This window comes from Acidobacteriota bacterium (genome assembly GCA_016208495.1).
In the GTDB taxonomy this organism is placed as follows: domain Bacteria; phylum Acidobacteriota; class Blastocatellia; order Chloracidobacteriales; family Chloracidobacteriaceae; genus JACQXX01.
The window spans coordinates 1-22300 of the sequence record JACQXX010000140.1; the positions used below are offsets into that span (position 1 = coordinate 1).

Genomic DNA, 22300 nt, shown 5'->3' on the forward strand with positions numbered 1-22300 from the left:
ATTCGGCTTTCGGAAAATTGTTCCAGGTTTCGGTACATCATCGCTTCCAGTTCTCTTTCTCTTTGGGGATGGATCAGTCCTTCTTAATTTTATCAACTTTTCTTCTCTTTTCTAGACGTTACTTTGTCGGAGTATCTAATTCAATGCCCAACTCCGACCATATCTGGTACGTGTCAATTCAAATGGAACACTTGATAACACCTTTGTTACCAACATCAACGAACGAGTGTATGGAATTGCTCTCCAGGCGGATGGGAAAGTGATGGTTGGCGGGGCATTTACGCTGGTCAACAACCAGAATCGGCCTTACATTACCCGTCTGTCAAATAACACTGCCGCAGTCCAAACCCTGACAGTTGCAGCAGATGGAACGTCAATCACCTGGACTCGCTCAGGGTCAACAGTCGAAGTTTTACGAACAAAGTTTGAATACTCAACTGATGGAATTAATTGGATACCACTTGGAAACGGTGTACGCAGTGGTACCAATTGGCAACTCACCGGAACCAGTTTGCCGGTTGGAACATCCTTTTTCATTCGGGTACGTGGATTTGCGAGCGGCTCAGGACTCTACAATGGGTCTACAAATACAGTCGAACTGACCCAAAACTTCCTGTTGTAATGATGTCTTGAGAGACAATTCACCGACTGGTTGTGTTCGAACCAGAATGGATTAAAAGGCGAATCTCATTCACTGAGATTCGCCTTTGTTTTTCCCTCACTCAATTGATACTCCTCTGACTGCTGCGTCAGCTCTTTCCCTTACCTTTCTTTGTGCTACACTCCCCCAAACTCTCAGCCTCAAGTCAGTACTCCAAACTGACCATTGGTTTTCAACAGTTTTTTAATTGATTGAAAGAGATTGGGTTATGAATATTCAAAAAGTACAGGTCGTATTGTGCCTGGCAGTTCTCTGGCTTCAATTGGTTGGTCCGGTGTCTCTGGTCATTCGGGCGCAATCCCCTACCTCTCCAATATCGCTTTCAATGGGCAAACCGATTGAAAAAGAGTTGAAGGCTGGCGAGACCCACCGCTACACGCTTGATCTGTCGGCAGGTGAATTTGTCCATCTCGTCGTGGAGCAAAAGGCGATTGATGTGGTCGTGATGGTCATTGACCCAGCTGGAAATCAGGTCGTGCAGGTCAATTATTTTGACCGGATGTATGGCCCGGAACCGGTCTTCTGGATTGCGGCTCAATCTGGGGTCTTTGAAGTCCAGGTTGTGCCATATCATCCATCTCCAACGGCTGGGAAATACAATCTCGAACTTCGGACCCACCGGATGGCCACTGACCCTGATCGCGAATGTATCAGGGCACTTGACCTCATCAAGCAAGCGGAGGCACTCCTGCGCCAGGAACAAAAAGAGTCTACTCTGGAAGGACTTAACCGGTATCAGGTTGCAACCGATCTATTCCATTCGCTCGGCTATACCTGGATGGAAGCCACTAGCCTGTATTTCACAGGAGCAACCTGTGCGCTCAGTGGTAAAAGAAATCGTGGTATTGAACTGTACCTGGCAGCCAGAGAACTGTATCGAACTGCTGGAGATGAAGAAGAAGTCGCGTTGATGAATTTTACAATTGGGTCAAATTATGCGGGCATGCGGATGTATTCAGAAGGGATACCCTACTTGATGAAAGTAGTTGAATATGGCCAACAATCTAACCAGGTTTTATGGGAAGCGTATGCCCAGAGCGAATTAGGGTCGTTATATGAAGATTCAGGCGACTCTGAGAAATCCTTTGAAGGTTTTAATCGGGCACTTTACCTTGCTCGCCAGGGACAAGATCAATTCATCGAAGCCCAATCACTCGCTCGCCTCAGTCGCCATTATAAAACCTACGGAGATGATCAGCGGGCGCTGAACTATATTCAGCAAGCACAAGATATATTTGGTCGACTTGGGAATATTGAGGGTGAAAATCTGACCACTTCGGTCCTGGCCTGGATGTATACGATGGATGGTCGCCATGAAAAAGCACTGGAACTTCGTCAAGAACGATTAGCTCGCCAACAATCTCAACACAACCCAGTAGACCAATTCAGTTTGCTCACGGGTTGTGGGAGTTCTTGTATGAGGCTGAAGAAATTTGACCAGGCGCTGGAATACTTCACTCAAAGTTTGGTGGAAATCCGAAAGGTTGATAGTCCAGCCCTCATTGCCATCTCCCTCAGCAATATTGCGTCTACATACTTCAGCATGAAAAACCATGAAAAAGCTTTAGAATATTATTTTCAGGTTCTTAAACTGACGAAAGAACTCAACGAGCCTGAATATGGTACCTTGATTTATATCGCCCAGGCTTATCATTCATTGGGGAACCTATCCAGGGCCAGGGAATATTATCAACTCGCCATTGAAAACCGCCGGATACTCAAACAGACCTTTGGGCTCTATGATTGTTACAATCGGTTCGCCAAATTTGAATATAAAGTGGGGAACCTGCAGGAAGCCAAAAAGCTGCTTGAAGCTGCGATTGAGGCGGTGGAACAGGTTCGGTCAGGCTATGTGACACCGCAAAATCGGGCGCTTTTTTTTACGCTTTCTCAAAACACCTACGATTTGCTGGTTGATGTGTTGTTTAGCCTCCACGAAAAAGACCCATCCGCCGGGCACATCGCTGAGGCATTTCTGGTCAGCGAAAAGCGCCGGGCCCGCAGCCTGAATGAACAACTCGCCGAATCAAAACTCCCAGCCGCGACCAACGTACCGCCTGAACTCCTCGCCCGCCGTGATACCCTGGCTCAAACCATTGCCACCAAAACCGAAGCGGTGCTTCCACTTCTCAAAGACAACCTGGATGGCAAAAAAGCCCAACTTCCCGAAGAGAACCCGGAACGGGTCAAAGCCCAGCAAGAACTGGACGTCCTGGCCAAAGAACTCGAACTGGTCGAAACCGAAATCCGAAAAGCCAATCCGGCGTTTGCCAACCTGACGGCGCCCCAACCACTGTCAGCAAGTCAGGTGCAGGCTCAGATACTGGATGCCGATACCCAGCTTGTCAGCTATCAGCTTGGCGAAGAACGAAGCTTTGCGTGGGTCATTTCCAAAGACCGAATTGATGGGTTTGTGTTGCCCAAACGAACGGAAATTGAAACTGCGGTCCGAACCTTTGTGAACCACGTTACCGGCAAAAATGAAGGCGGCTCAACGCCAGGCAGTGTCAAAGCCGCTGGCAAAATCGTCAGTGACCTGATTGTCAAACCACTGGCATCCCGCCTAACGGCCAAACGGTTGATCATCATTCCCGATGGCGCTTTGTTTTATCTTCCATTTGGAGCGTTACCCGCCCAGGTCAAAGCTGTTCAATCCAAACCCAACCCGACACCGGAATATTTGATCGAGCAATTTGAATTGGTGTTTGAGCCCTCGGCGTCAACGCTGGCGGTGGTACGTGAGACGTTCAAAAACCGCTCCCAAAGAGACCAAACCGCCTTTGTTGTGGCCAACCCGGTCTTTTCGCCAACCGATGACCGGTTTAAAAGCACAGTCCGTAAGCAACCAACCTCAAAACCAGAAACCGTTCAGTTTCGGACCTATCAGGAAGAGCGGCTGCTTTCAGTAGTTGGTGATACCTGGACCCCCATTCCTGGAACAAGCGAACAGGCCAGAGTCATTCAGCAACTGGCCGGACCGAACCACTGTCAGGTCATCGAAGGCTTTCAGGCTTCCAAAAAGCGCCTGACCGAGACCGATCTTTCTCCTTTTCGGATTGTCCACTTTGCCACCCATGGCCGGTTTGACAGCACCCGACCTGAGTTTTCCGGACTGGTCCTGTCACTGGTGGACGAACAGGCCCAAAAACAGGAAGGGTATTTACTTTCCAACGAAATCTACGATCTCAAACTCAATGCCGACCTGGTTGTGCTGAGCGCCTGCGAATCAGGGCTTGGGAAAGAACTCAAAGGCGAAGGCGTCATCGGCCTGACGCGAGCGTTTATGTATGCTGGTTCGCCACGGGTTATCGCCACATTATGGAGTGTTCCAGACTCCAGTACCGCCGAACTGGTGAAGCGCTTTTACCAGCACCTGCTTTCCAAAACCAATCCGTTGCCTCCAGCCCAGGCGCTTCGCACAGCGCAAATTGAGATGCTCAAGGACAAAAAAAATCTCAGGTGGCGGATTCCCTTTCACTGGGCGGCCTTTCAGTTGCAGGGGGAGTACCGATAGCCGTATCAATCGCACTTCAGAGAGGAAGGGAGCTTCACTGCACCGTTTTGTGAAACAGGCCAGGATTCGCGGATAAATATTTCTTTGGAGTGCTGCAACTTGTTGCAGCTTTGTTACCCAGCGACTTATCGCTGGAACCTTTGGCCGGACAGGGATTTGGCCACAACACGTCATGGCGTGGGAAAGCGGTGATAAGCCAGTGGGTGGGTCTGGTTGCTTTCACCCCCCACCCGCTCACGCAGGTGGTACTGACCACCCCCCACCCGCTCGCGCAGGTGGTACTGACCACTTCAATATTGTTCAAGGTTGAACAATGAGTTAAGTGTATTTTAAAGAGCTATTTACCGCTACAGGTTTGCATTATGAGCCTCTAATGCCAGGTCGTAGTCAGTATCGTATTTCAGAAAAATATTTCCTGAGTTTTTATTTTGAAAAGTCTCGGAAACTATTGAAAAATTTGGATTTATTTTCTGTGTATTCTGTGTGTTCCGTGGTTTCTTTCTCTGAGATTCTATAGTACTTTCTGTTTCGACTGGATTTTGTATTGAAGATCAATCAGAAGCACCGATGAGTCTGTACTACCCGCATCCGTGGGTGGGTATTACTCCACAGGAAAAAAGCCCGTATCCCTGGCATCTTGAAGCCAGGTGGCAAGAGAAGATCAACCTATGATTGACCATGACCAGTTGTTTAAGCAGTTGATTTCGACATTTTTCGTGGAGTTTCTGGAATTGTTTTTTCCGGAAGTCCTGGCCTATATGGACACAACCTCGATTGAGTTTCTGGGTAAGGAAATGTTCACGGATGTGATCCACGGCGAAGAATATGAAGCGGATCTGGTGATCAAAACCCGATTTCAGGGAAGCGGAGCATTTTTCCTGATCCACAACGAGAACCAGGAGAACTGGCAGAGTTGGTTTGGGGAGCGGGTGTTTTTGTATTTCTCATTTCTGTATTGGAAACATCGGCTGCCGGTTTATCCAATCGCGGTATTGTCGTTTGAGTCACCACAAAAAGCCCAGCCAGAGACATTTGAAATGACATTTCCAGATGTGAATGTGCTGAGATTTCACTATCAGGTGGTGCAATTGAACCGACTGAACTGGCGGGATTTCGTAAACCGGCCAAATCCAGTGGCAGCGGCATTGATGGCGAAAATGAAGATTGCCAGGGCGGACCGTCCACGGGTGAAAGCCCAATGTTTGCGGCTTTTGGTGACGCTCAAGCTCGATCATGCAAAAATGAAGCTCATTTCAGGGTTTGTAGACACCTATTTGAATCTGAAACGGGAAGAACGTGCCGAATTTGACCGGGAATTGGAAACCTATCAACCAGATGAAAAGGAGAAAGTTATGGAACTGACAACAAGTTGGAAGGAAGAAGGAATCCAGCAAGGGTTGCAACAAGGGTTGGAGCAAGGACTGGAGCAAGGACTGGAGCAAGGACTGGAGCAAGGCGTACAAAAAGGGGAAAAGCTGCTGGCCTTGAAGCAATTAAAACGGCGATGTGGAGAGCTTCCGACCTGGATGGAAGAGCAGATAAATGGGCTGGTGCTTGAACAGATTGAACAACTTGGCGAGGCATTGCTGGATTTTCAAAGGCTGGATGATCTGGAAAACTGGCTCAAAAAGATTGGCGAGCCGATGGCGTCATCGGATGAACCCCCAAAGGCTGATTCAAAATAGGAATCTGGCGTCATTGTAGACGATAATCTGGAGGCCAATGAACCTTAAAAAATATGAAAGAAGTTCAGAGTTCCACTTTCAGGCGGTTTTTTGAAATCTTTGAAAGTGGGATGAACCAGTCAAGAACTCGCTTGATTCCGATTTTACCGCCTGAAGGCGGAACTCTAAACTTTCGCTTGATTTTGATTGGCGCCATTAAAATTGTTCAAGGTTGAACAATGAGTTAAATATTGTATTTAGAATTATTTGCAGTGAGAGGTTTGCAGCAGGGACTATTACCCAGTCCACTCACGCCGGTGGTACTGACGACTTTACTTCTTTTGGCTTGATACCTGGAATGAGCATATCCACCGTGTGTTCCGGGTTCTTGATTTCCTGTTCGTTCATCCAGACCCGAGCCGAATCCATCAAGGTCTTTCCTTTTGAGCCGCCCAAAAGTTGTCCGCGCCGGTATCGAGCCGCGGTGGAATGCAGCCACATATTGGCATTCTGGAAACTGGTTTCCGCTTCGGTCAGCAACCGGATGGCATCATCCCGACGGCCTTCGCAGGCGGCAACCCCGGCGCGAATGATAGCTGGAATCCCCAGACACCACTCCATGTGTTCTTTTTCAATGCGCTGGGCATCGGCTTCGGCTTGCTTGAGATAGAGGGCACGGCGTTTGGCGTCGCTATCCTGGACGAAGGCAGCCAGTCCGCTGCGGGCGCGCAGGTAGTGAAATTCGATCAATAAAGTCTGAACCCGAAACAGGAGCGACTTTGAAAATGCCTTCCACCGGGCCGCGAGCATCTCCCAGGCTTTGACGCCATTTCCGACATACAATTCAATTTCAACCTGGGCCGTCAGGTAAAAGAAATGCTGGATGTGATGTCCCTGGCTGGTCCATTGTCGGATGCCTTCCTCGGCTTCAAATCGTGCCTGCTCGACATTATCCAGAATCAAATAGGAAAGAAATCCACCCCGTAACCGCAAGCCAGCCAGGGCATAGACGTCGCCGCGTTCGCGGGCATCCTGGATCAAGGCCGCCGATTCACGATTGAGCTGCCGCAAGTCGCCCAGGAAAAACATGGCGCGGAGAGCGTAATAGCGCGATGTGTTCAGCTCCCAGGTAACACCCGTGCAGCGAGTCCGCAAGATGGCTTCTCCCTGATCAAGCAATTCAATGGATTCTTTCCATCCGCCATTATAAAATGCCACCAGACCCGAGGTAACTTTGACCATCCCTGAGGTGTAAGGGTGTTGCACCCGGTCAGCCATTGCCAGGGAGGCTTCAAGGAGTTTTTTGGTGCGTGCCAGTCTGCGGCCCCCGGTGACCGATGATCCCCCAGTAAATAAATTCAGGCCGCGTGCGATCCGGAAGGGTTCTCCCGCTTTGAGGGCAAACAAAAGATATCGAGTTTGAAATTCAGCCGACCGGATATTGTCCACAAAAACCAGGCCGGCGGCGACTGACCAGCAAATATCAAGTCGGAGTAATTCTTCCGGTGGGACTTCGGCTTCAGTTCGTTCGGTAAACCCAAAACCCCGAATCATCAACCAGATTCGTCGCAAAATCAGTGATGCCATCGCATGGCGCGGTGTCGGTGCCAGCCTGAGCCCAACTGCTTTCAGAACCTGATCGGTATAGGTGAGCCCCTTTTCAATATGCCCGCTGTTTAAGAACTGCTCCGCCGCCCGGCGACGCAATTCAATTGCCGTTTCCTTTGAGAGTTCGGTTGAAACGAGGTCTGACGCTTTGAGATAGGTTTCAGCCGCCTCGGCCCCACGACCGGCATTGGCCAGGGCATTCCCCAGTTTCACCAGTAACTGCCGATGGTCGGCGGTTTCATCCCGAAGTTCAAGCGCCAGGCGGTACAACCGAACCGCCCGGTCAAAAGCCGTGGCGGTTTCAGCCTGTTCGGCGGCCACCAGGGCATAGTGGGCGGCTTTGGATCGGTCTCCGCCATCGCGATAGTGAACCGCCAGCGTTTCCGGATCGGCATGGCCAAAGGCTTCAAGCTCGACCGCGAGCCGGTAATGGTGAGATTTGAGTTGGTCGGCATCGAGCCCATGTTCGACCGCTTCGCGAATCCGGTCGTGATAGGGCTCGATTTCCTCCATGTGGTGGGCCCGACGGACCCGAATCAGGTGTTGTGACCGGAGCAAAATCACCGCTGCCTGTTCATCACTTCCAGCTTCAGCCACACGTTTGACCACCAGTCGGCCCACGGGTTGGCCGGCAACGGCGGCCACTTCGAGAATCCGGCGGGCAATGTCCGGCAACTGGCTGACGCGTTCGCGGATGACGGCATCGAGCGTGTCGCGGGCGCCAGTGCCAGCCAGTGAAATCGAATGGTTTTGAGCGTACCGGGCCAGTTCATTGACAAAAAATGGACTTCCGGCTGACTCGCGGATGATGGCTTCGACGCGGTCAGCAGAATTTGGATCATTTCCCAGGATGGCCTGCACCAGTTTGCGAGCTTCATCCATTGAAAGCTCTCCGACGCGGACTTCACGCACCTGGGCCCCAATCAGGGTTTTGTCCTGGAGCTTTGGCAAAAAAATGTTCAAGAACGGACTGGTTTCAGCTTCTTCACTTCGATAGCCAGCGATGAGAAACATCGGCGGCGGGTCTGGTGGGCGAACCAGTTCCATCAGAAGGGTGGCACTATCAACATCACCCCATTGCAGGTCGTCAATGTGGATCACCAGTGGTGCCAGCGCCGCCAGTTGGGACAAAACGGCGCGCAAGGCGCCAAATGCCCGGCGACGCAATTCCTGGGAATCCGGAATATCCACCGCCTGGCTGGCTTCGGCAATCGGAGCAAGCTGGCGTAATACTGGGAAGAGCTTGGCCAGTACTGGCAGATCAGCCGGAAACTCAGGTTGATGCTCTTTTCCCCAAAGGTGCTTTAACCGGCGGCTCAGTACATCCACGATGCTGTCAAAGGCTTTGTAAGGAACTGATTCCTGTTCGTAACACCGTCCCGAAAGCACAATCGGCGGCGGCGCCTGTTTTTTCAAATCTCCCAGAAAACAATCAACCAGCACGCTTTTTCCCATTCCAGAATGTCCGTGAACGGTGGCGACCACTGGTTCCTGACGCGAAAGGTCAAAGGCTTCCTGCAATTGCTTTAAATGGTGGGTGCGTCCAACAAGGGGAATGCCTCCGCTGTCATCTTCGGGGCGGGTCGTTCGGGTTCGAGACGGAGCTGGAGGTTGGGTGGAGGTGGCGGCAACTTCCAGGCGATTGAGGCGGCGCAAAACCTCTTTGGCCGTTGGTCGCAATTTTGGATCCCGGTTGAGCAGTTCACAACACAACGTGTTGAGATCATCTGGGATCTGGTTGACCAGCATTTTCGGTGGCAAAAAATCTTCGTGGTATTTGCGCCGAATGATCGTGTAAACATCACCCGTAAACACCAGCCGACCGGTCAGGGCTTCATAGAGCATGACGCCGATGCTGTACATATCGCTCGCCGGGGTCAGTTCATTTCCAACCGCCTGCTCTGGTGACATATAAGCTGGGGTTCCAATGATTTCACGATTGCCAGGGTCGGCATATTCTTTCAACTCAGCCACCAGGCCAAAATCGAGAATCACCACCCGCCCTTCCGGGGTTACGAGCACGTTTGAGGGTTTTAAGTCCCGATGGAGCTTTCCGACTTCGTGCAAAGCATTCACCCCAGCCACTAACTGACGCATTCCCTCTCGTAACCGTGCTTCGTTAAACGTGTAGGCAAGCTGGGTAACAGTCACCTGGGCCGGAATGGTTTTTCCCAGTGTGCTGCGATTCAGAGCAAAGGCGGAGGAATCAACCGTGGGTGTCTCTGAGGTAAACTCAAGGGAATGAACGGTTGGAGCTTCCGACAATCCTTCAAGCGAATCAACCGTTGGCGTCTCAGATATCGGTCCAGAGAATGAATCAACCATGGAGTTTTCCGCAATCAGGCCGGAAAGCGAATCAACCGTTGGGGCTTCGGAAATCAATTCACCAAACGAATCAACCGTCGGTGATGAACTTCCGGTATGGTTGTTGCCCGAGCGAATAAAAATCTGAATGTCGCTGGTCGGGTCGGAACTCATCGAACTGCCAGTTTCGGTCAGAATTGAGGTCGGCACCTGTTCCGATGGAAGATTGGTCGGAGCGGAATCCGCCGTTGGCAACCCAAGGATGGTCGTGGTATCAGCTCGAACCGGAGACTGTTGCGACGCAACATACCGCTGGAAATCAATTCCCTCGACCAGTTCCATGGTGAAAAACCACTGGTCGGCATCGGCCTGCAGTTCATACAACGTGACCAGATTCTGATGGACCAGATTGGCCAGGTTGCGGAATTCCTGTTTAAACAAATAGAGCGGCGCGGAATCTGCCTGACGGAGTAATTTAAGGGCAACAGTACTTTCACGCTGGCGGTCGAAGACTTCATACACCACACCAAAGGCGCCGCCGCCGAGTCTGCGGCGCACTTCGAATCGCTCGGTTCCGTGGAAAGCCTCTTGTGGGGGCATCGTGACCTAAAGGGTTGGAGGGTGGATTACAGGAATGCATGATTTCAGGCCCGGCTATTATGCCGGGAAGTGCCACGATGTTCAACCACTTGTGAAAAAGGAATGAGGAGAGATAGTACGGCGACAAGATGATAGAGTGACAAGATGACAAGGTGACAGGGTGACAAGGTGACAAGGTGACAGGGTGACAAGGTGACAGGGTGACAGGGTGACAAAATGACAGGGTGACAAGGGGACAAAATGACAGGGTGACAAGATGGCTGAGTGACAAATCGAGACTTTTCAATTTTTTGCGTAAATGGCTAAACTGGATTTTTAGCTCGGTTTCTAAATCCAGGTAAGTTATTTATATTTAATACTTAGCAGCTAAAGAAAGAGCCGACCACCCGGTTTTTTCAGGTTAAATTGACTGGTTACAGAAAAATTTGGACAGTCCCAAATATCTTGATTTGTCACTCAGTCACCTTGTCACCTTGTCATCTTGTCACCTTGTCCCCTTGTCACCTTGTCCCCTTGTCATTTCCCTACTTCCCATGGGCTTTGGCGCGTTGTTCAAGCTCTTCGGGTGAAACGTCTTCCACGTGAGTTGCAATCCACCACTGGTTGCCGCAATGGTCTTTGACGCCAGCATTTCGGTCGCCATAAAACTGGTTGGCGGGTTCCATAATTGAAATGCCCCCCGCCTCAACCGCTTGTTTGTACGTGGCATCAGTATCTGGGACATACAGGTACAGCATGGATGGCATCGGCTGACTTTGGGGACCGGCCTCGCCGATCATGATCATCGAATCTCCAATTTTGACTTCAGCATGTCCGACAGCTCCATCCGAATGCCGGGTGCAGAAGGTGACTTTGGCATCAAAGGCACTGGTCAAGAATTCAAGCAGTTTTTCGGCGTTCTCAACGACTAAATAAGGGGTGACGGTGTGATAGCCTTCAGGAATTGGTTTCACGTTGCTGGCCATAAAATTCTCCTTGTATAAATCAGTTTTGATGAGGGCACGCCTTGAATGCGTGCCTGTGCTCGTGTTGAAGGTGAAGCCAGTTTACCCTATAACTGAGAAATATTGATTGTAAAAATTTGACCTTATTCAACCAGCGGGACGTGATTGATGTGGTTGGTACGGTGGGCCAGATAGGTTGAAGGGCTCAACCCAGCAAATGACCGAAAATCATGGATAAAATGCGCCTGATCAAAGTAGCCACACTCCAGGGCCAGGTCCACCCAATCAATGTCTTGATTCATTCCAATCGTGGCCAATACTTTCTGAAAGCGCTGGATGCGACAAAATACCTTTGGCGTGAGTCCGGTTTCTTGTTTAAAAACCTGGATAAATCGCCGTGAACTGAGGCCAATCTGGTCAGTAATTTCTGAAATTGGCCGGGTGAGTGGTCCACGGGTAAATTCATTGAGTGCAAAGGCAACGGCAGGATGTCGTTCCCAGGGCCGGGCCGCCTGAGCCAGTAAAAATTGCTCCAGCAGTCGAACTTTCAACAGTGGAGTTGCTGCCGCCAGCAATTGCTCGTGCAGGACGGTAGCGTGGATTTTCCACAGTGTTTCGAGTGACACCGCTGTATCTTTCAATTCATCAGCCGGCATCCGAAAGAGCGGAAATGCGCCGCCAGGTTTGAAGTGAACACCGATGACTGATCCCTGTTGCGAAGTATCCACCACAATGTACTCTGAATGCGTTCCCGAAAGCAGCCCGCCTCCAAAACTCTGATATCGGTCAGGATGCTGCCGGTCATAAATGCGAAGGTCCTCTTCGTGAAGGTTAATCACCATCTGCATCACCCCCGTTGGGAGAATGCGTTCCCGACGGTGCTGGGGGACGTGCCCTTCAAACATCCAGATGGTTTCGACGAACTGTGAAAGTGGTGGTTGTGGTCGGTAAAGGATGGCCGTCATCGCACCTCCAAATGGATTACAGAGTGATAGGTGGATGTCGGGAGAGTACCAGAATTTTTCGAAAAGTCATCAGGAAAACATCGGGTTCCGGGTTCTTTAAGGGATGAGGGATGAGGGATGAGGGATGAAAAAAACTCTCTGGTCATTGTGTCAGCTTGTCACCGCATAAGCGCCAGGATAAGGGGTTTTAGGCCCGCGGGATCGTCGTCAGGTAGCCGTGGTGCGAAAGCCCATGGTCCCTCTCGGCCAAAGCTTCATACAATCCCGAGACCAGATTCTCCCTTACTTCACCCAGTGAAAACAGTATTTTTCAGGACAAATCAAAGGATCAGGTTTGGTAAGATGGAAGGTCATTGATTCACTTACAGGTGAACAAGCGTCGTTAACTGAATAAATAATTGATGTTGCTGATCCTGTAACGGCGAGATTTAACAAAGATTGTTGAATTTTATTTTGACGAAAGGTAGGGCTGATGAATTTCTTCTTTCCTGGCCAATATGATGACCATTCAATCGACAAAATAGTACAGGACATAATGCAGGCTGGTGGATTTCCAGATGAGGAACCATTGGACTCAATTGCTCGAATTATCCCGCCTGGGAAAACTCAAATTCCTAATCATCTGGTGTGTCATTATTCGTGGACATTGTCCCGATATCAGCAGTGGGATAGGGCAGAGGCAGTTGCCCGCTCTATCCAGGATGACCCAGATGAACAAGGTCAGGCTCTGGCAATATTAGCCAGCGACCTGGCACGTGCTGGTTTATTTGATCGTGCAAGGGCGATAGCGATTTCAATTCCCAACCTCTCCAATTGCCCCGGTGCAGTATCTGAGAAAGCGGCTGCACTGGTTCTTCTGGCGAAAAAACTCAGGTATCACCCACTCTCAGAAGTGCAAGAAATTATAAATGAAGCGCAACTGGCTCTGGCCTCAATCGACCGATTTGGACATGTGGAAATAAATTTGCTCACTGAACTGGCTGACGTTTATTTTGGTAAAAAAGAGCGAACAAGAGCGACTGAACTCATCAATCTTGCTCTGGAAATGAGCAATCAGTGTAATTTAGGGTGTCAGATTTTGGGGTTAACGTTTGATCTTGAAGTGGTTAAATCATTGGAATATATCGCAATGGTTCTCCGGGAACATCAAGAGATTGAATGGGCACAAAAGGTAGAAAAACACCTTCAGGCTCTGTATCAGGAAGCTCGAAAACAACGGTTTTCTTGAGAAAAAGTGTAGAACTGTTAATTTCAACGCGACAGCCAGCGTCCCGTCTTTGGCATTTGAAAGTAGTTTTTAGCTCAGAAACTGGGCTGAAAACCCAAACCTTGCTGTGGACAGGACTACTGGTCAAGCTGATAGAACGGCATAAGAAAGATTAAGCCAGTGAAATCAAAACGGGGTGTTCACGAAAATCCAATGGAAGCTCATCTAAACCCCATCCATGACATTCAAGTGTCAGCTCACTATTTTCAACAAATACAACAAACCCAACCAGTATATTCCCATATCTTCCAAGTACAGTTGGGTCAGTGCAGACTATCCGGCTGGTTGGAATCTCAGGATGACGTACCGTAAGGAAATATCCTGAGCCAGAAAAATGATAGTCAATACCTTGTGATTCCTGGATAATTTTTCTGAATACTTCGGCCTCCAGTTTTGGAGCGATAAGCTGGCGAAGTACTTCAATCTCAAATTCACAAAAGATAGCCATTGTGACCGCCTCATCAGGAGTTGCGTCCGTTCAATCCCTTGACCACGCCCACGGCCACCAGCACCACCAAAAAACCGCCAGCCAGATCAACGGCATAATGTTGCTTCGTGGTCAGGGTTGAAAGGGTAATCGCCAGCGCCCAGACGAGTGTCCAGGTTGCACGCCAGCCGTTTTCTTCCAGGACACCCAGTGCTGCCAGAAACGCCAGTGCCACGTGGAGTGACGGAAAGCAATTGGTCGGAGCGTCAATCGCGTGCAGCGTCTGGTACATCCCAGCCAGCCAACCCTGTGGATCAGGATACGTGCGGGGAAAAATCGTCGGAAACATCAGAAATGTGGTAAATGAAATCGCACACGCCACGGCCATTCGGTGAAAGGTCTGGGTTATCGTTTTTCCTTGCCGATGCAACCAGAAACAAACAAACAAGAATAAAAACTGTGACTGGTACACCATCATTGTCCAGGGAATGAACGGAATCAGCCGATCAATCGCCAGGAAGGGCAACGGTTGCGGTTCTCGAAAATGAACGGATCCTGTCAACGTGTATCCAGCGGCAAAAACTACGTAGCCCCAGGCGACGGCTCGCCATTTGTGTTCGGGTTGGAGGGATGGAAACGCACTGGACATTAAGATTCAAACCGGGATGGCTGATGTTGGTGTTGGTAGGTTTCAAGTTGTGCCCGAAGCTGTCGTACCAGTGGAAAGTAGCTTCCGGTAATGATGAACCAGAACATTTTATTCAGACAGCGTGACGCCCGGCGTGAAAAAATCGCATCCTGCAGATCAACGTGGCTTCGCTCAAACAAAAAGTGCCCCACCAGCCCAATCACCTGCGATACCGGCAAGAGCAGCAACAGCCAGAAATTCCAAACAACAATGGCCCAGACCATCACGCCATAAAAATAGACGACACCGAGACAGTGGAAAGCCACATTCCACGGATTTTGGTGCTTCAGGACGAAAATCTCCCAGTAGTCAGTAAATGGATGATCCACCACATCATCATTGATTCGGTTTCGGAAGCGGTGACTTTCCGGTATGAAATCAGATAGCGACGGGGTTGATGCAAGAACTTCCCCCAGCGGCTCAGTTCCCAGAATGGATTGGGCGGCGCCAGTGTGAAACACTCGTTTTCCGGCAATAAACACCGAATCAATGATGGCGTCCGAGCCGCGCTTGACCATTCGCGGTGTATGGTTGAGGACCGGATCCAAAATCTCGACCTGTGGAGCAATCGGTGTCGCAAGTCCTTCTGGGTGAAGCAAAACCAGATCAGCTTTGGCGCCAACGGTGAGCGTGCCGGTATCAAGTTTGAACCACCGGGCCGGTTCGCCTGTCACCCGAGCCACGGCCTGTTCAGGAGTCAGAAAGCCGGTTTGCACCGCCTGTCGGAGCAGGGAAATCGCTCCGTCATAAAACCCAAGGTTACGAACGTGTGCCCCGGCATCGGTAAAACCGGGCAGAATTTCGGGGTGTTTCATCAGAGCCAGTCGCTGTTCCTGACGGTCGTTGGCACCGGTCGCGACCCAGCGAAGATCGGTGTCATAGACCTGGAGCAGGTCAATAAATCCGTCAACCGGTTCTTTCCCGGCTGACCGTGCCACCTGGGCAATTGATTTTCCGATCAGGCTTTTATCTGGACAATCGGTAATGACCATCAGCCCCAGCGCACGATGAAACGTCTTGCGCCAACCGCGAGTCCACTCATCCCGAAACTGGCTGCGAAAATTTGGATTGGCCCACAGGCGGCGCCGGTCAGCGCCGGTTTGGGCATTGTTGAGCAGGACACCGGTTGGAAACTCTTCAAACAGTGGGGTTACCGGACCATCCGAATAGACGGTGAATGGTTCGGTCAGGGTTTGAAACCGAATATTGCTCCCTAAAATCGAATTAAACAGCGTCAATGTCAGTGGAAATGCCCGCCAGAGATTGCGGTCCGAAACCGAATCAAGCGCGGTTAAAATGGTGATTCGCAGTGGTTTGCGAACAATCCCCAAACTCAACAGCAAAATATTGGCAAACGACCGCATATTCTGGGGATTGGGTGTGACCTGAAACACTGCGTCGCGTTCCCGGCACACATCAGCCAGCATGGCATATTCCCGAAAATCGGCGTGCTGCGAGGGAATCGTCACACCGCAAAACTGGCCGCTCATCATATGCCAGGGCACCATATCAATTGAAATCCCGATACATCCGGCATCCAGGGCCTGGGTGGCAAGTGATTTCATCTGACTCAATTCGGTATCGGTGGCAACTGATTTCAGGCTGCGTTCAAGGCCCATCACTTCGGCGCGAATGCAGCTATGGCCCAGCAGCGGGGCAATGTTTGGTCCAAGCGGGAGACTTCGCAGATGTTCAACGTAGTCGCGCGGCGTGCTCCACGTTCCAGATGCTTTTAACCAGTTGCAAATCAATTCCGGTGACAGCGTTTCAACTCGTTGAAACATATCGGCCAGCATCGCGGGTTTGCCGACGGTAGCCGAAAGACTGCAATTGCCCATTACCACCGACGTGACGCCGTGGCGAACCGATTCAAGCAGTGCCGGTGCGATTTCAACTTCCAGATCATAGTGGGTGTGAATGTCGAGAAATCCAGGCGTGACCCACATTCCAGCGGCATCAATTGTCTCACGGGCTGGGGTATCAATTCGATCTGAAATTGCAACGACGCGGCCTTGTTCAACCGCGAGGCTGGCACGTTGAGGCGCAGACCCGAGGCCGTCAAAAATCAGGCCGTTGTGAATGAGAAGATCGAGCATTCGATATGTCTATTGCCTTGAAAATCTTGTATTGCCCCAAGCCCTCAGCCCTGGTTTTTATTATTTCCGTCGGCCAAGAACCCATCCGAGGAGTCCGCCAAGCACAATGCCTGCCGCCAGTGCGCCGCCGCCGATTTTGTAGAGCATTCCCTGAAATGTCTGAGTGACTGGATTGTCCATAAAATTCGCCCCAAAATGGACGCTCATGATTTTCCACTTGCCCTCATCTTTGACAACTGTCGCGGTCCAGCGGCTGGTCATGGTCCGGGTTTCACCATCGGCAAAGGTAAACGTGTCGGTTGACGTTCCCCAGCACACGCCGGTGTTGTCTCCGGCAAAGACCGTCAGCTTGTCAGCCACGGGTTTGAGCGAGATGTCTTTCAACACGGGTTTGTCACCGGAAAACAATGCGGCGTAATGCGATTTGAAGGAATTGAGGTCGGAAAATTCTTTTTGATCCACGGTTGTGATTGAAAACTGCCGGTATAAATGCGGTGCCAGCGCATCGAAATTTCGTGCGTTGAGGGCGTCGGTTGCGGTTTTTAACAGCGCACGAAGCTCTTCGTGATCCTGGTGGCGTTCTTCTTGAGCACTCAATGGGATTGCCAGCACGATCAAAAACAAACTGGACAATATGATCGGGGCAAAGCGGGCAAGAACTTTCGACATAGGTCCTCCGAAAGGTAGAAAGGGCGTTCAGTAAAAATTGTTCAAGGTTGAACAATACACTATCCCCAGTAGAATCAATTATTTACAGGAAGTAGTTTGCATTTTTTGAATCATTTAGACTGGGATGGTCACCGCACGAACCGAGGCCGAATCATACCGGAGATGGCAAGGTTGTGAAACCTTGCTGGAAGCTTCACCGCACGAAAGTTCCTGGAACACACCCTGATCAGTTACTCGTACCCACGACTTCATTCATCCGACGCGATCAATTCGATCTCTCGTCCGATTTCGATCCGCGTCAAATTCCAAAAATAATCCCCCGGTTTTCTTTGCTGTTGGAGGCTGTTATGAAGTTCCTTGCCCAATTGCAACTGGTTTGCGTGTTGATTGCACTTTTGCCGGTTGTGTCTCTGGCTCAAACCACCAAACTGGACGCTGCCACCCGGACTGCCAGCATCAACGCCATTTTGAAATGCCTGAACGAAAGCTATGTGTTTCCCGACGTTGCCAGGAAAATGGAAGCGGATGTCCGCGCCCGGATCGCTCGCAAGGAATATGATGCCATTGAAGATGGCCCGGCCCTGGCTCTGAAGCTGACTGAAGATTTGCGTGGTGTGAGCCACGATTTGCATATTCGCGTTGAATATTCGGCAGAGCCTCACCCGCCAGAGCCAGCCGGAAAGTTTGTCCCAACACCTGAGTACTTTGAGCAACTGCGTCGGAATTTGTCTCGTGAAAATTTTGGAATCACCAAAGTGGATATTCTCAAGGGCAATGTCGGCTATGTGGATTTTAAGTATTTTGCTCCGCCGGAAATTGCGGCTGAAACCTATGCCGCGTTGATGGGTTATCTGGCCAACACCGATGCCTTGATTATTGATGTCCGGGCCAGCAACGGCAGCATGTCACCAGATGCGATTCCGATGTTGTGTACTTACTTTTTCGAACAGCCTGTTCACCTCAATGATATTTACTGGCGCGACGATGACAGCACGCGACAGTTCTGGACCTGGGCGTATGTTCCAGGGAAACGCTATGTGAACAAGCCGATGTATGTTCTTACCAGTGGCAAGACATTTTCCGGCGCTGAAGAATTTGCCTACGATCTGAAAAATCTCAAGCGGGCCACTATCATCGGCGACCCAACCGGTGGCGGGGCCAATCCGGGTGGGCCGCGCCAGGCAACCGAACATTTTTCCGTCTGGATTCCCCATGGTCGTGCGATCAATCCGATTACCAAAACTAACTGGGAAGGAGTTGGCGTCGAACCAAACATCAAAATCGCTCCGATTCAGGCCCTCCACACAGCCCACACACTGGCTCTCAAAGAACTGATTTCAAAAACCACGGATCCTGGCTGGAAAGCAAATCTCACCGCCGCTCTCGCCGAACTTGAAGAAAGCCCGATCAAAATCAAAACCTTCACCTTCACCTTGAAAGGCTTTGAATCGGCCAGATCAATCACCGTGGCCGGGAGTTTCAACTTCTGGGCGCCACGCGCCAACCCCCTCACGCGACAAGGCAACACCTGGGTAGCCAAAGTCGAAATCACCCCTGGACGCCATACTTACAAATTTGTGGTGGATGGAAAGTGGATTCTCGATCCTGGAAACCCGAAGACAACCACCGAGGGACAGTATTCAAACTCGGTGCTGGTGGTTGAGTGATACAGAGCGAGTCGGGAGTAGCGAGTTGCGAGGAGTGTCAGAAAGAGCGAGTTGTGAGCCCATTTTTAGGTGGTGCTCTGGCGTTCAATAAAAATTGTTCAAGGTTGAACAATTGGTTATGTGGCTCACTTTCAATACCTTACAAGAATGAGTTTGCACTCTGTCAACGCTTGATTCAACATTCCGGCGTTTGGTACACACCACACAAGTTTTGTCAGGATCAGGAGAAAAAACGATATACCGGCCATCATAAGTCTTGGGTTAGGTGGCGCCCTGCCAGGCGAACCCACCAAATCCGAAGTTTTGGACCATCTGGCTGCCTTTGCGGCCTATGATTTCATCACCAACTTTTATGAAATTGTTGAGGATGAGTTGTATCAGATTTCCAGGAAGGATGGGGAAACCAAAATCACGCTTGTCCATCCAGAAGAAACGCTTCCAGGCTGGAGTCCCTATCAATGTATTGAGCGCTACACGTACCCGGAATGGTACCAGGCCATGTTTGCGACCTGGAATTCACGCCCTGGCGGCGATATCACCTATCGCGACTGGTCAAATGTTGAATATTCAGTGTTTGTTCCGTTTTATGAAGGCCGGTCCCGGTGGGTGAGTGTTCCTCCACTGACCGACAAACTGGGTGTCATCGGAGTCGAGGCAGGCATCTGTATTGGCCAGGAACTGAACCTGCCCAGTTATTTCATCCGGACGCTGGATGTGGCAAATGAATTTGTTTTCCTGGTGCGGATTTCAGGCTAAATCTGCTTTTGGGTTCCGGGCTTCCGGGTTCCAGGTTCAACGACGGAAAGGACGAAAAGGACAAAAGGGACGAAAAGGACATAAATGCTACAGGACGTAGGTGTGTTGAATCAGTTCCCTTTCGAAAACCCTGAACCCTGAACCCTGAACCCTGAACCCTGAACCCTGAACCCTGAACCCTGAACCCTGAACCCTGAACCCTGAACCCTGAACCCTGAACCCTGAACCCTGAACCCTGAACCCTGAACCCTGAACCCCGTCATCGGCAATCGTAATCAGGTCGGCCAGGGCCGTTTGTGGATCCAGGCCATGGTTGCTGGCATCAGGTTCATACTTTTCAAAATACACCCGAAGCGTTGCGCCCTTCGTTCCAGTGCCTGAGAGCCGGAAGACAATCCGCGAACCGTCGGTAAATCCAATTCTGACACCTTGTTTCTGGCTCACGCTCCCGTCCACCGGGTCGGTGTAGCTAAAATCATCGGCATATTCGACCTGATAGCTTCCAAGTGTTTTTCCTGGCATTTCGCCCAGGGCCGCCCGAAGTTGATTCATCAGTTGATTGGCTGGTTCGATGGCGATTTCTTCATAATCGTGCCGGGAGTAGTAATTCCGGCCATAGGTTTGCCAGTGTTCGCGGACGATTTCAGCCACCGATTGTTTTCTCACCGCCAGGATATTGAGCCAGAAAAGCACCGCCCACAGGCCGTCTTTTTCGCGAACGTGATTTGAGCCCGTGCCAAAACTCTCTTCGCCGCACAGGGTAGCCGTGCCGGCATCCAGAAGATTCCCAAAGAATTTCCATCCGGTTGGCGTCTCAAAACAATTGATTCCAAGTTTGGCTGCAACCCGGTCCGCTGCCTGACTGGTTGGCATTGAGCGTGCCACGCCGGCGATGCCGTTCCGGTAGCCAGGCACCAGGGTCGCATTAGCTGCCAGGACCGCCAGACTGTCACTCGGAGTGACAAAGAAGTTTCCTCCGAGCACCATGTTCCGGTCGCCGTCGCCATCTGAAGCCGCACCAAAATCCGGCACGTCATCACCAAACAGCTTTTCAACCAGTTCGTGGGCATACACCAGATTTGGGTCTGGATGTCCATTGCCGAAATCTTCAAGCGGGATGCCATTCATCACGGTGCCGGCTGGGGCACCCAGGCGATGTTCAAAGATTTCACGCGCATACGGGCCAGTGACTGCGTGCATCGAGTCAATTGCCATTCGAAATGAACCAGACGTGACCAGCTCGCGGATGGCCGCAAAATCAAAGAGTGTTTCCATCAATTCGGCATAATCCGCCACTGAATCAACCACTTCAACGGCAGTGTTTCCAAGCGTTGATGTTCCCAACTGGTCAAGATTAATGTCGGGAGCATCGAGGATTTGGTATTCAGCAATCGTTTTGGTGCGGGCAAAAATGGCTTCGGTCACTTTTTCCGGTGCCGGGCCGCCGTTGCTGATGTTGTATTTGATTCCGAAATCACCATGTGGCCCGCCGGGGTTATGCGAAGCGGAAAGGATAATGCCTCCGAATGCATTGTACTTGCGGATGATGCACGATACTGCGGGTGTTGAGAGGATACCGCCTTGACCAACCAGGATTTTTCCCCAGCCGTTGGCCGCGGCCATTTTCAAAATGGTTTGAATGGCGTGGCGGTTGTGATACCGGCCATCTCCGCCAAGCACCAGAGTTTGGCCAGAAAAACCTTCGAGCGAATCAAAAATGGATTGAACAAAATTTTCCAGATAGTGCGGTTGCTGAAAGACCGTCACTGCTTTGCGCAGGCCCGAAGTACCGGGCTTCTGGTCAGTAAACGGCGTTGTCGGAAGGGTCCGAATATCCATAGAGTTACACCAGGGAGGGGTTCCTTTCACGTGTAGGTTTTTTGTTTGGGTTCGACTGGGCCGAGCCCATTGGTTCTTATCCCGAAGGGATGGAGCCATGTGAGCCGGTGGTCAGCGTTGCTTTGAACGCGCCACCACCGGAAAGGGGTTGGATTTCTCTCTGACCGCACGGCCCGCGCCCTTGCGGGGCGCGGGCCGTGCGGGTGCAGATTGAGGGTTGCGCCGAGATCCGGTGGTAGCTCCCCAAACCTCGCAACCGACCGGCTCATCTTACTCCATCCCTTCGGGATGAAATCAAAAAACCTACACGTGAAAGGGGAGGGGTTCAGGTTCATAAGCGCCAGAATAAGGAAAATTGAGTGTGTTTGAGACAAAGAAAAGGGGAGACACGGAGATAAGGGGACACGGAGATAAGGGGACACGGAAACCATCCCACAGAGGTTGTCAGTTTGAATCAACTCCGGTTGGGAGCGGCGGAATCATGCTCTCAACTCTGTCTCCGTGTCGCCTTGTCTCCCCAGCTCCTTGTCTCAAACAGGCTCACATTTCCTTCTCCTGGCGCTTATGCCCCTGACCCCTGACCCCTAAATTCAGGCTTTTTCCGCCTTGCGGCGTTCGGGAAGAATTCCTT

14 protein-coding genes and 1 pseudogene are annotated in these 22300 nt (G+C 50.9%); 7 read left to right on the forward strand and 8 right to left on the reverse strand.

Features of this window, described 5'->3' with window-relative positions; all coding sequences use genetic code 11:
• Positions 1–145: 145 nt before the first annotated feature.
• The 4 genes and pseudogenes from HY774_27080 (at position 146) to HY774_27095 (ending at position 5860) form a co-directional block, all read left to right on the forward strand.
• Positions 146–205: pseudogene (locus tag HY774_27080) on the forward strand (hypothetical protein).
• Positions 206–226: 21 nt separating this feature from the next.
• Entirely contained in the window at positions 227–622 is a 396-nt protein-coding gene (locus tag HY774_27085) for a delta-60 repeat domain-containing protein (protein ID MBI4752168.1), read from the forward strand.
• Positions 623–869: 247 nt separating this feature from the next.
• Positions 870–4175, forward strand: a complete 3306-nt coding sequence (locus HY774_27090) for a CHAT domain-containing protein (GenBank protein ID MBI4752169.1) — start codon at positions 870–872, stop codon at positions 4173–4175.
• Positions 4176–4843: 668 nt separating this feature from the next.
• Entirely contained in the window at positions 4844–5860 is a 1017-nt protein-coding gene (locus tag HY774_27095) for a DUF4351 domain-containing protein (GenBank protein ID MBI4752170.1), read from the forward strand.
• A 288-nt stretch (positions 5861–6148) separates the two neighbouring features.
• Here HY774_27095 and HY774_27100 read toward each other — a convergent pair whose 3' ends face one another.
• From HY774_27100 to HY774_27110, 3 genes are all read right to left on the reverse strand, one after another.
• On the reverse strand, positions 6149–10309 hold the full coding sequence (locus HY774_27100) for a protein kinase (protein ID MBI4752171.1): 4161 nt from the start codon (positions 10307–10309) through the stop codon (positions 6149–6151).
• Positions 10310–10875: 566 nt separating this feature from the next.
• Complete coding sequence (locus HY774_27105; GenBank protein MBI4752172.1) at positions 10876–11316, reverse strand: VOC family protein; 441 nt, start codon at positions 11314–11316, stop codon at positions 10876–10878.
• A gap of 122 nt (positions 11317–11438) precedes the next feature.
• Positions 11439–12260 carry an AraC family transcriptional regulator gene (locus HY774_27110; protein MBI4752173.1) on the reverse strand — a complete coding sequence of 274 codons (822 nt, stop codon included), beginning with the start codon at positions 12258–12260 and terminating at the stop codon, positions 11439–11441.
• Positions 12261–12732: 472 nt separating this feature from the next.
• On the opposite strand from HY774_27110, the gene HY774_27115 reads away from it, so the two are divergent.
• The gene (locus HY774_27115; GenBank protein ID MBI4752174.1) at positions 12733–13488 is read left to right on the forward strand and encodes a hypothetical protein; all 756 of its coding nucleotides are present in this window, start codon (positions 12733–12735) and stop codon (positions 13486–13488) included.
• A 151-nt stretch (positions 13489–13639) separates the two neighbouring features.
• Here HY774_27115 and HY774_27120 read toward each other — a convergent pair whose 3' ends face one another.
• From HY774_27120 to HY774_27135, 4 genes are read right to left on the reverse strand one after another with little or no spacing between them, the layout of a single operon-like run.
• On the reverse strand, positions 13640–13975 hold the full coding sequence (locus HY774_27120; GenBank protein ID MBI4752175.1) for a hypothetical protein: 336 nt from the start codon (positions 13973–13975) through the stop codon (positions 13640–13642).
• A gap of 13 nt (positions 13976–13988) precedes the next feature.
• The gene (locus tag HY774_27125) at positions 13989–14603 is read right to left on the reverse strand and encodes a phosphatase PAP2 family protein (protein MBI4752176.1); all 615 of its coding nucleotides are present in this window, start codon (positions 14601–14603) and stop codon (positions 13989–13991) included.
• Complete coding sequence (locus HY774_27130; GenBank protein ID MBI4752177.1) at positions 14603–16738, reverse strand: amidohydrolase family protein; 2136 nt, start codon at positions 16736–16738, stop codon at positions 14603–14605. The genes HY774_27125 and HY774_27130 overlap by 1 nt, the downstream gene beginning before the upstream one ends.
• A gap of 60 nt (positions 16739–16798) precedes the next feature.
• Entirely contained in the window at positions 16799–17407 is a 609-nt protein-coding gene (locus HY774_27135) for a nuclear transport factor 2 family protein (protein MBI4752178.1), read from the reverse strand.
• Between the two features lie 347 nt (positions 17408–17754).
• Here HY774_27135 and HY774_27140 point away from each other — a divergent pair, with 347 nt between their 5' ends.
• Together HY774_27140 and HY774_27145 are read left to right on the forward strand one after the other, a co-directional pair.
• A complete protein-coding gene (locus HY774_27140) occupies positions 17755–19074 on the forward strand; it encodes a peptidase (protein MBI4752179.1) in 1320 nt (439 codons plus the stop codon).
• A gap of 303 nt (positions 19075–19377) precedes the next feature.
• Complete coding sequence (locus HY774_27145; protein MBI4752180.1) at positions 19378–19830, forward strand: hypothetical protein; 453 nt, start codon at positions 19378–19380, stop codon at positions 19828–19830.
• A gap of 87 nt (positions 19831–19917) precedes the next feature.
• Here HY774_27145 and HY774_27150 read toward each other — a convergent pair whose 3' ends face one another.
• Positions 19918–21669: an alpha-D-glucose phosphate-specific phosphoglucomutase gene (locus HY774_27150; GenBank protein ID MBI4752181.1), complete on the reverse strand. Its 1752-nt coding sequence runs from the start codon at positions 21667–21669 to the stop codon at positions 19918–19920.
• Positions 21670–22300 lie beyond the last annotated feature (631 nt).

Coding starts and splice junctions, on each gene's coding strand:
- HY774_27090 (MBI4752169.1), top strand. CDS start 870: ATGAATATTCAAAAAGTACAGGTCGTATTGTGCCTGGCAGTTCTCTGG.
- HY774_27095 (MBI4752170.1), top strand. CDS start 4,844: ATGATTGACCATGACCAGTTGTTTAAGCAGTTGATTTCGACATTTTTC.
- HY774_27105 (MBI4752172.1), bottom strand. CDS start 11,316: ATGGCCAGCAACGTGAAACCAATTCCTGAAGGCTATCACACCGTCACC.
- HY774_27110 (MBI4752173.1), bottom strand. CDS start 12,260: ATGACGGCCATCCTTTACCGACCACAACCACCACTTTCACAGTTCGTC.
- HY774_27115 (MBI4752174.1), top strand. CDS start 12,733: ATGAATTTCTTCTTTCCTGGCCAATATGATGACCATTCAATCGACAAA.
- HY774_27120 (MBI4752175.1), bottom strand. CDS start 13,975: ATGGCTATCTTTTGTGAATTTGAGATTGAAGTACTTCGCCAGCTTATC.
- HY774_27125 (MBI4752176.1), bottom strand. CDS start 14,603: ATGTCCAGTGCGTTTCCATCCCTCCAACCCGAACACAAATGGCGAGCC.
- HY774_27130 (MBI4752177.1), bottom strand. CDS start 16,738: ATGCTCGATCTTCTCATTCACAACGGCCTGATTTTTGACGGCCTCGGG.
- HY774_27135 (MBI4752178.1), bottom strand. CDS start 17,407: ATGTCGAAAGTTCTTGCCCGCTTTGCCCCGATCATATTGTCCAGTTTG.
- HY774_27140 (MBI4752179.1), top strand. CDS start 17,755: ATGAAGTTCCTTGCCCAATTGCAACTGGTTTGCGTGTTGATTGCACTT.
- HY774_27150 (MBI4752181.1), bottom strand. CDS start 21,669: ATGGATATTCGGACCCTTCCGACAACGCCGTTTACTGACCAGAAGCCC.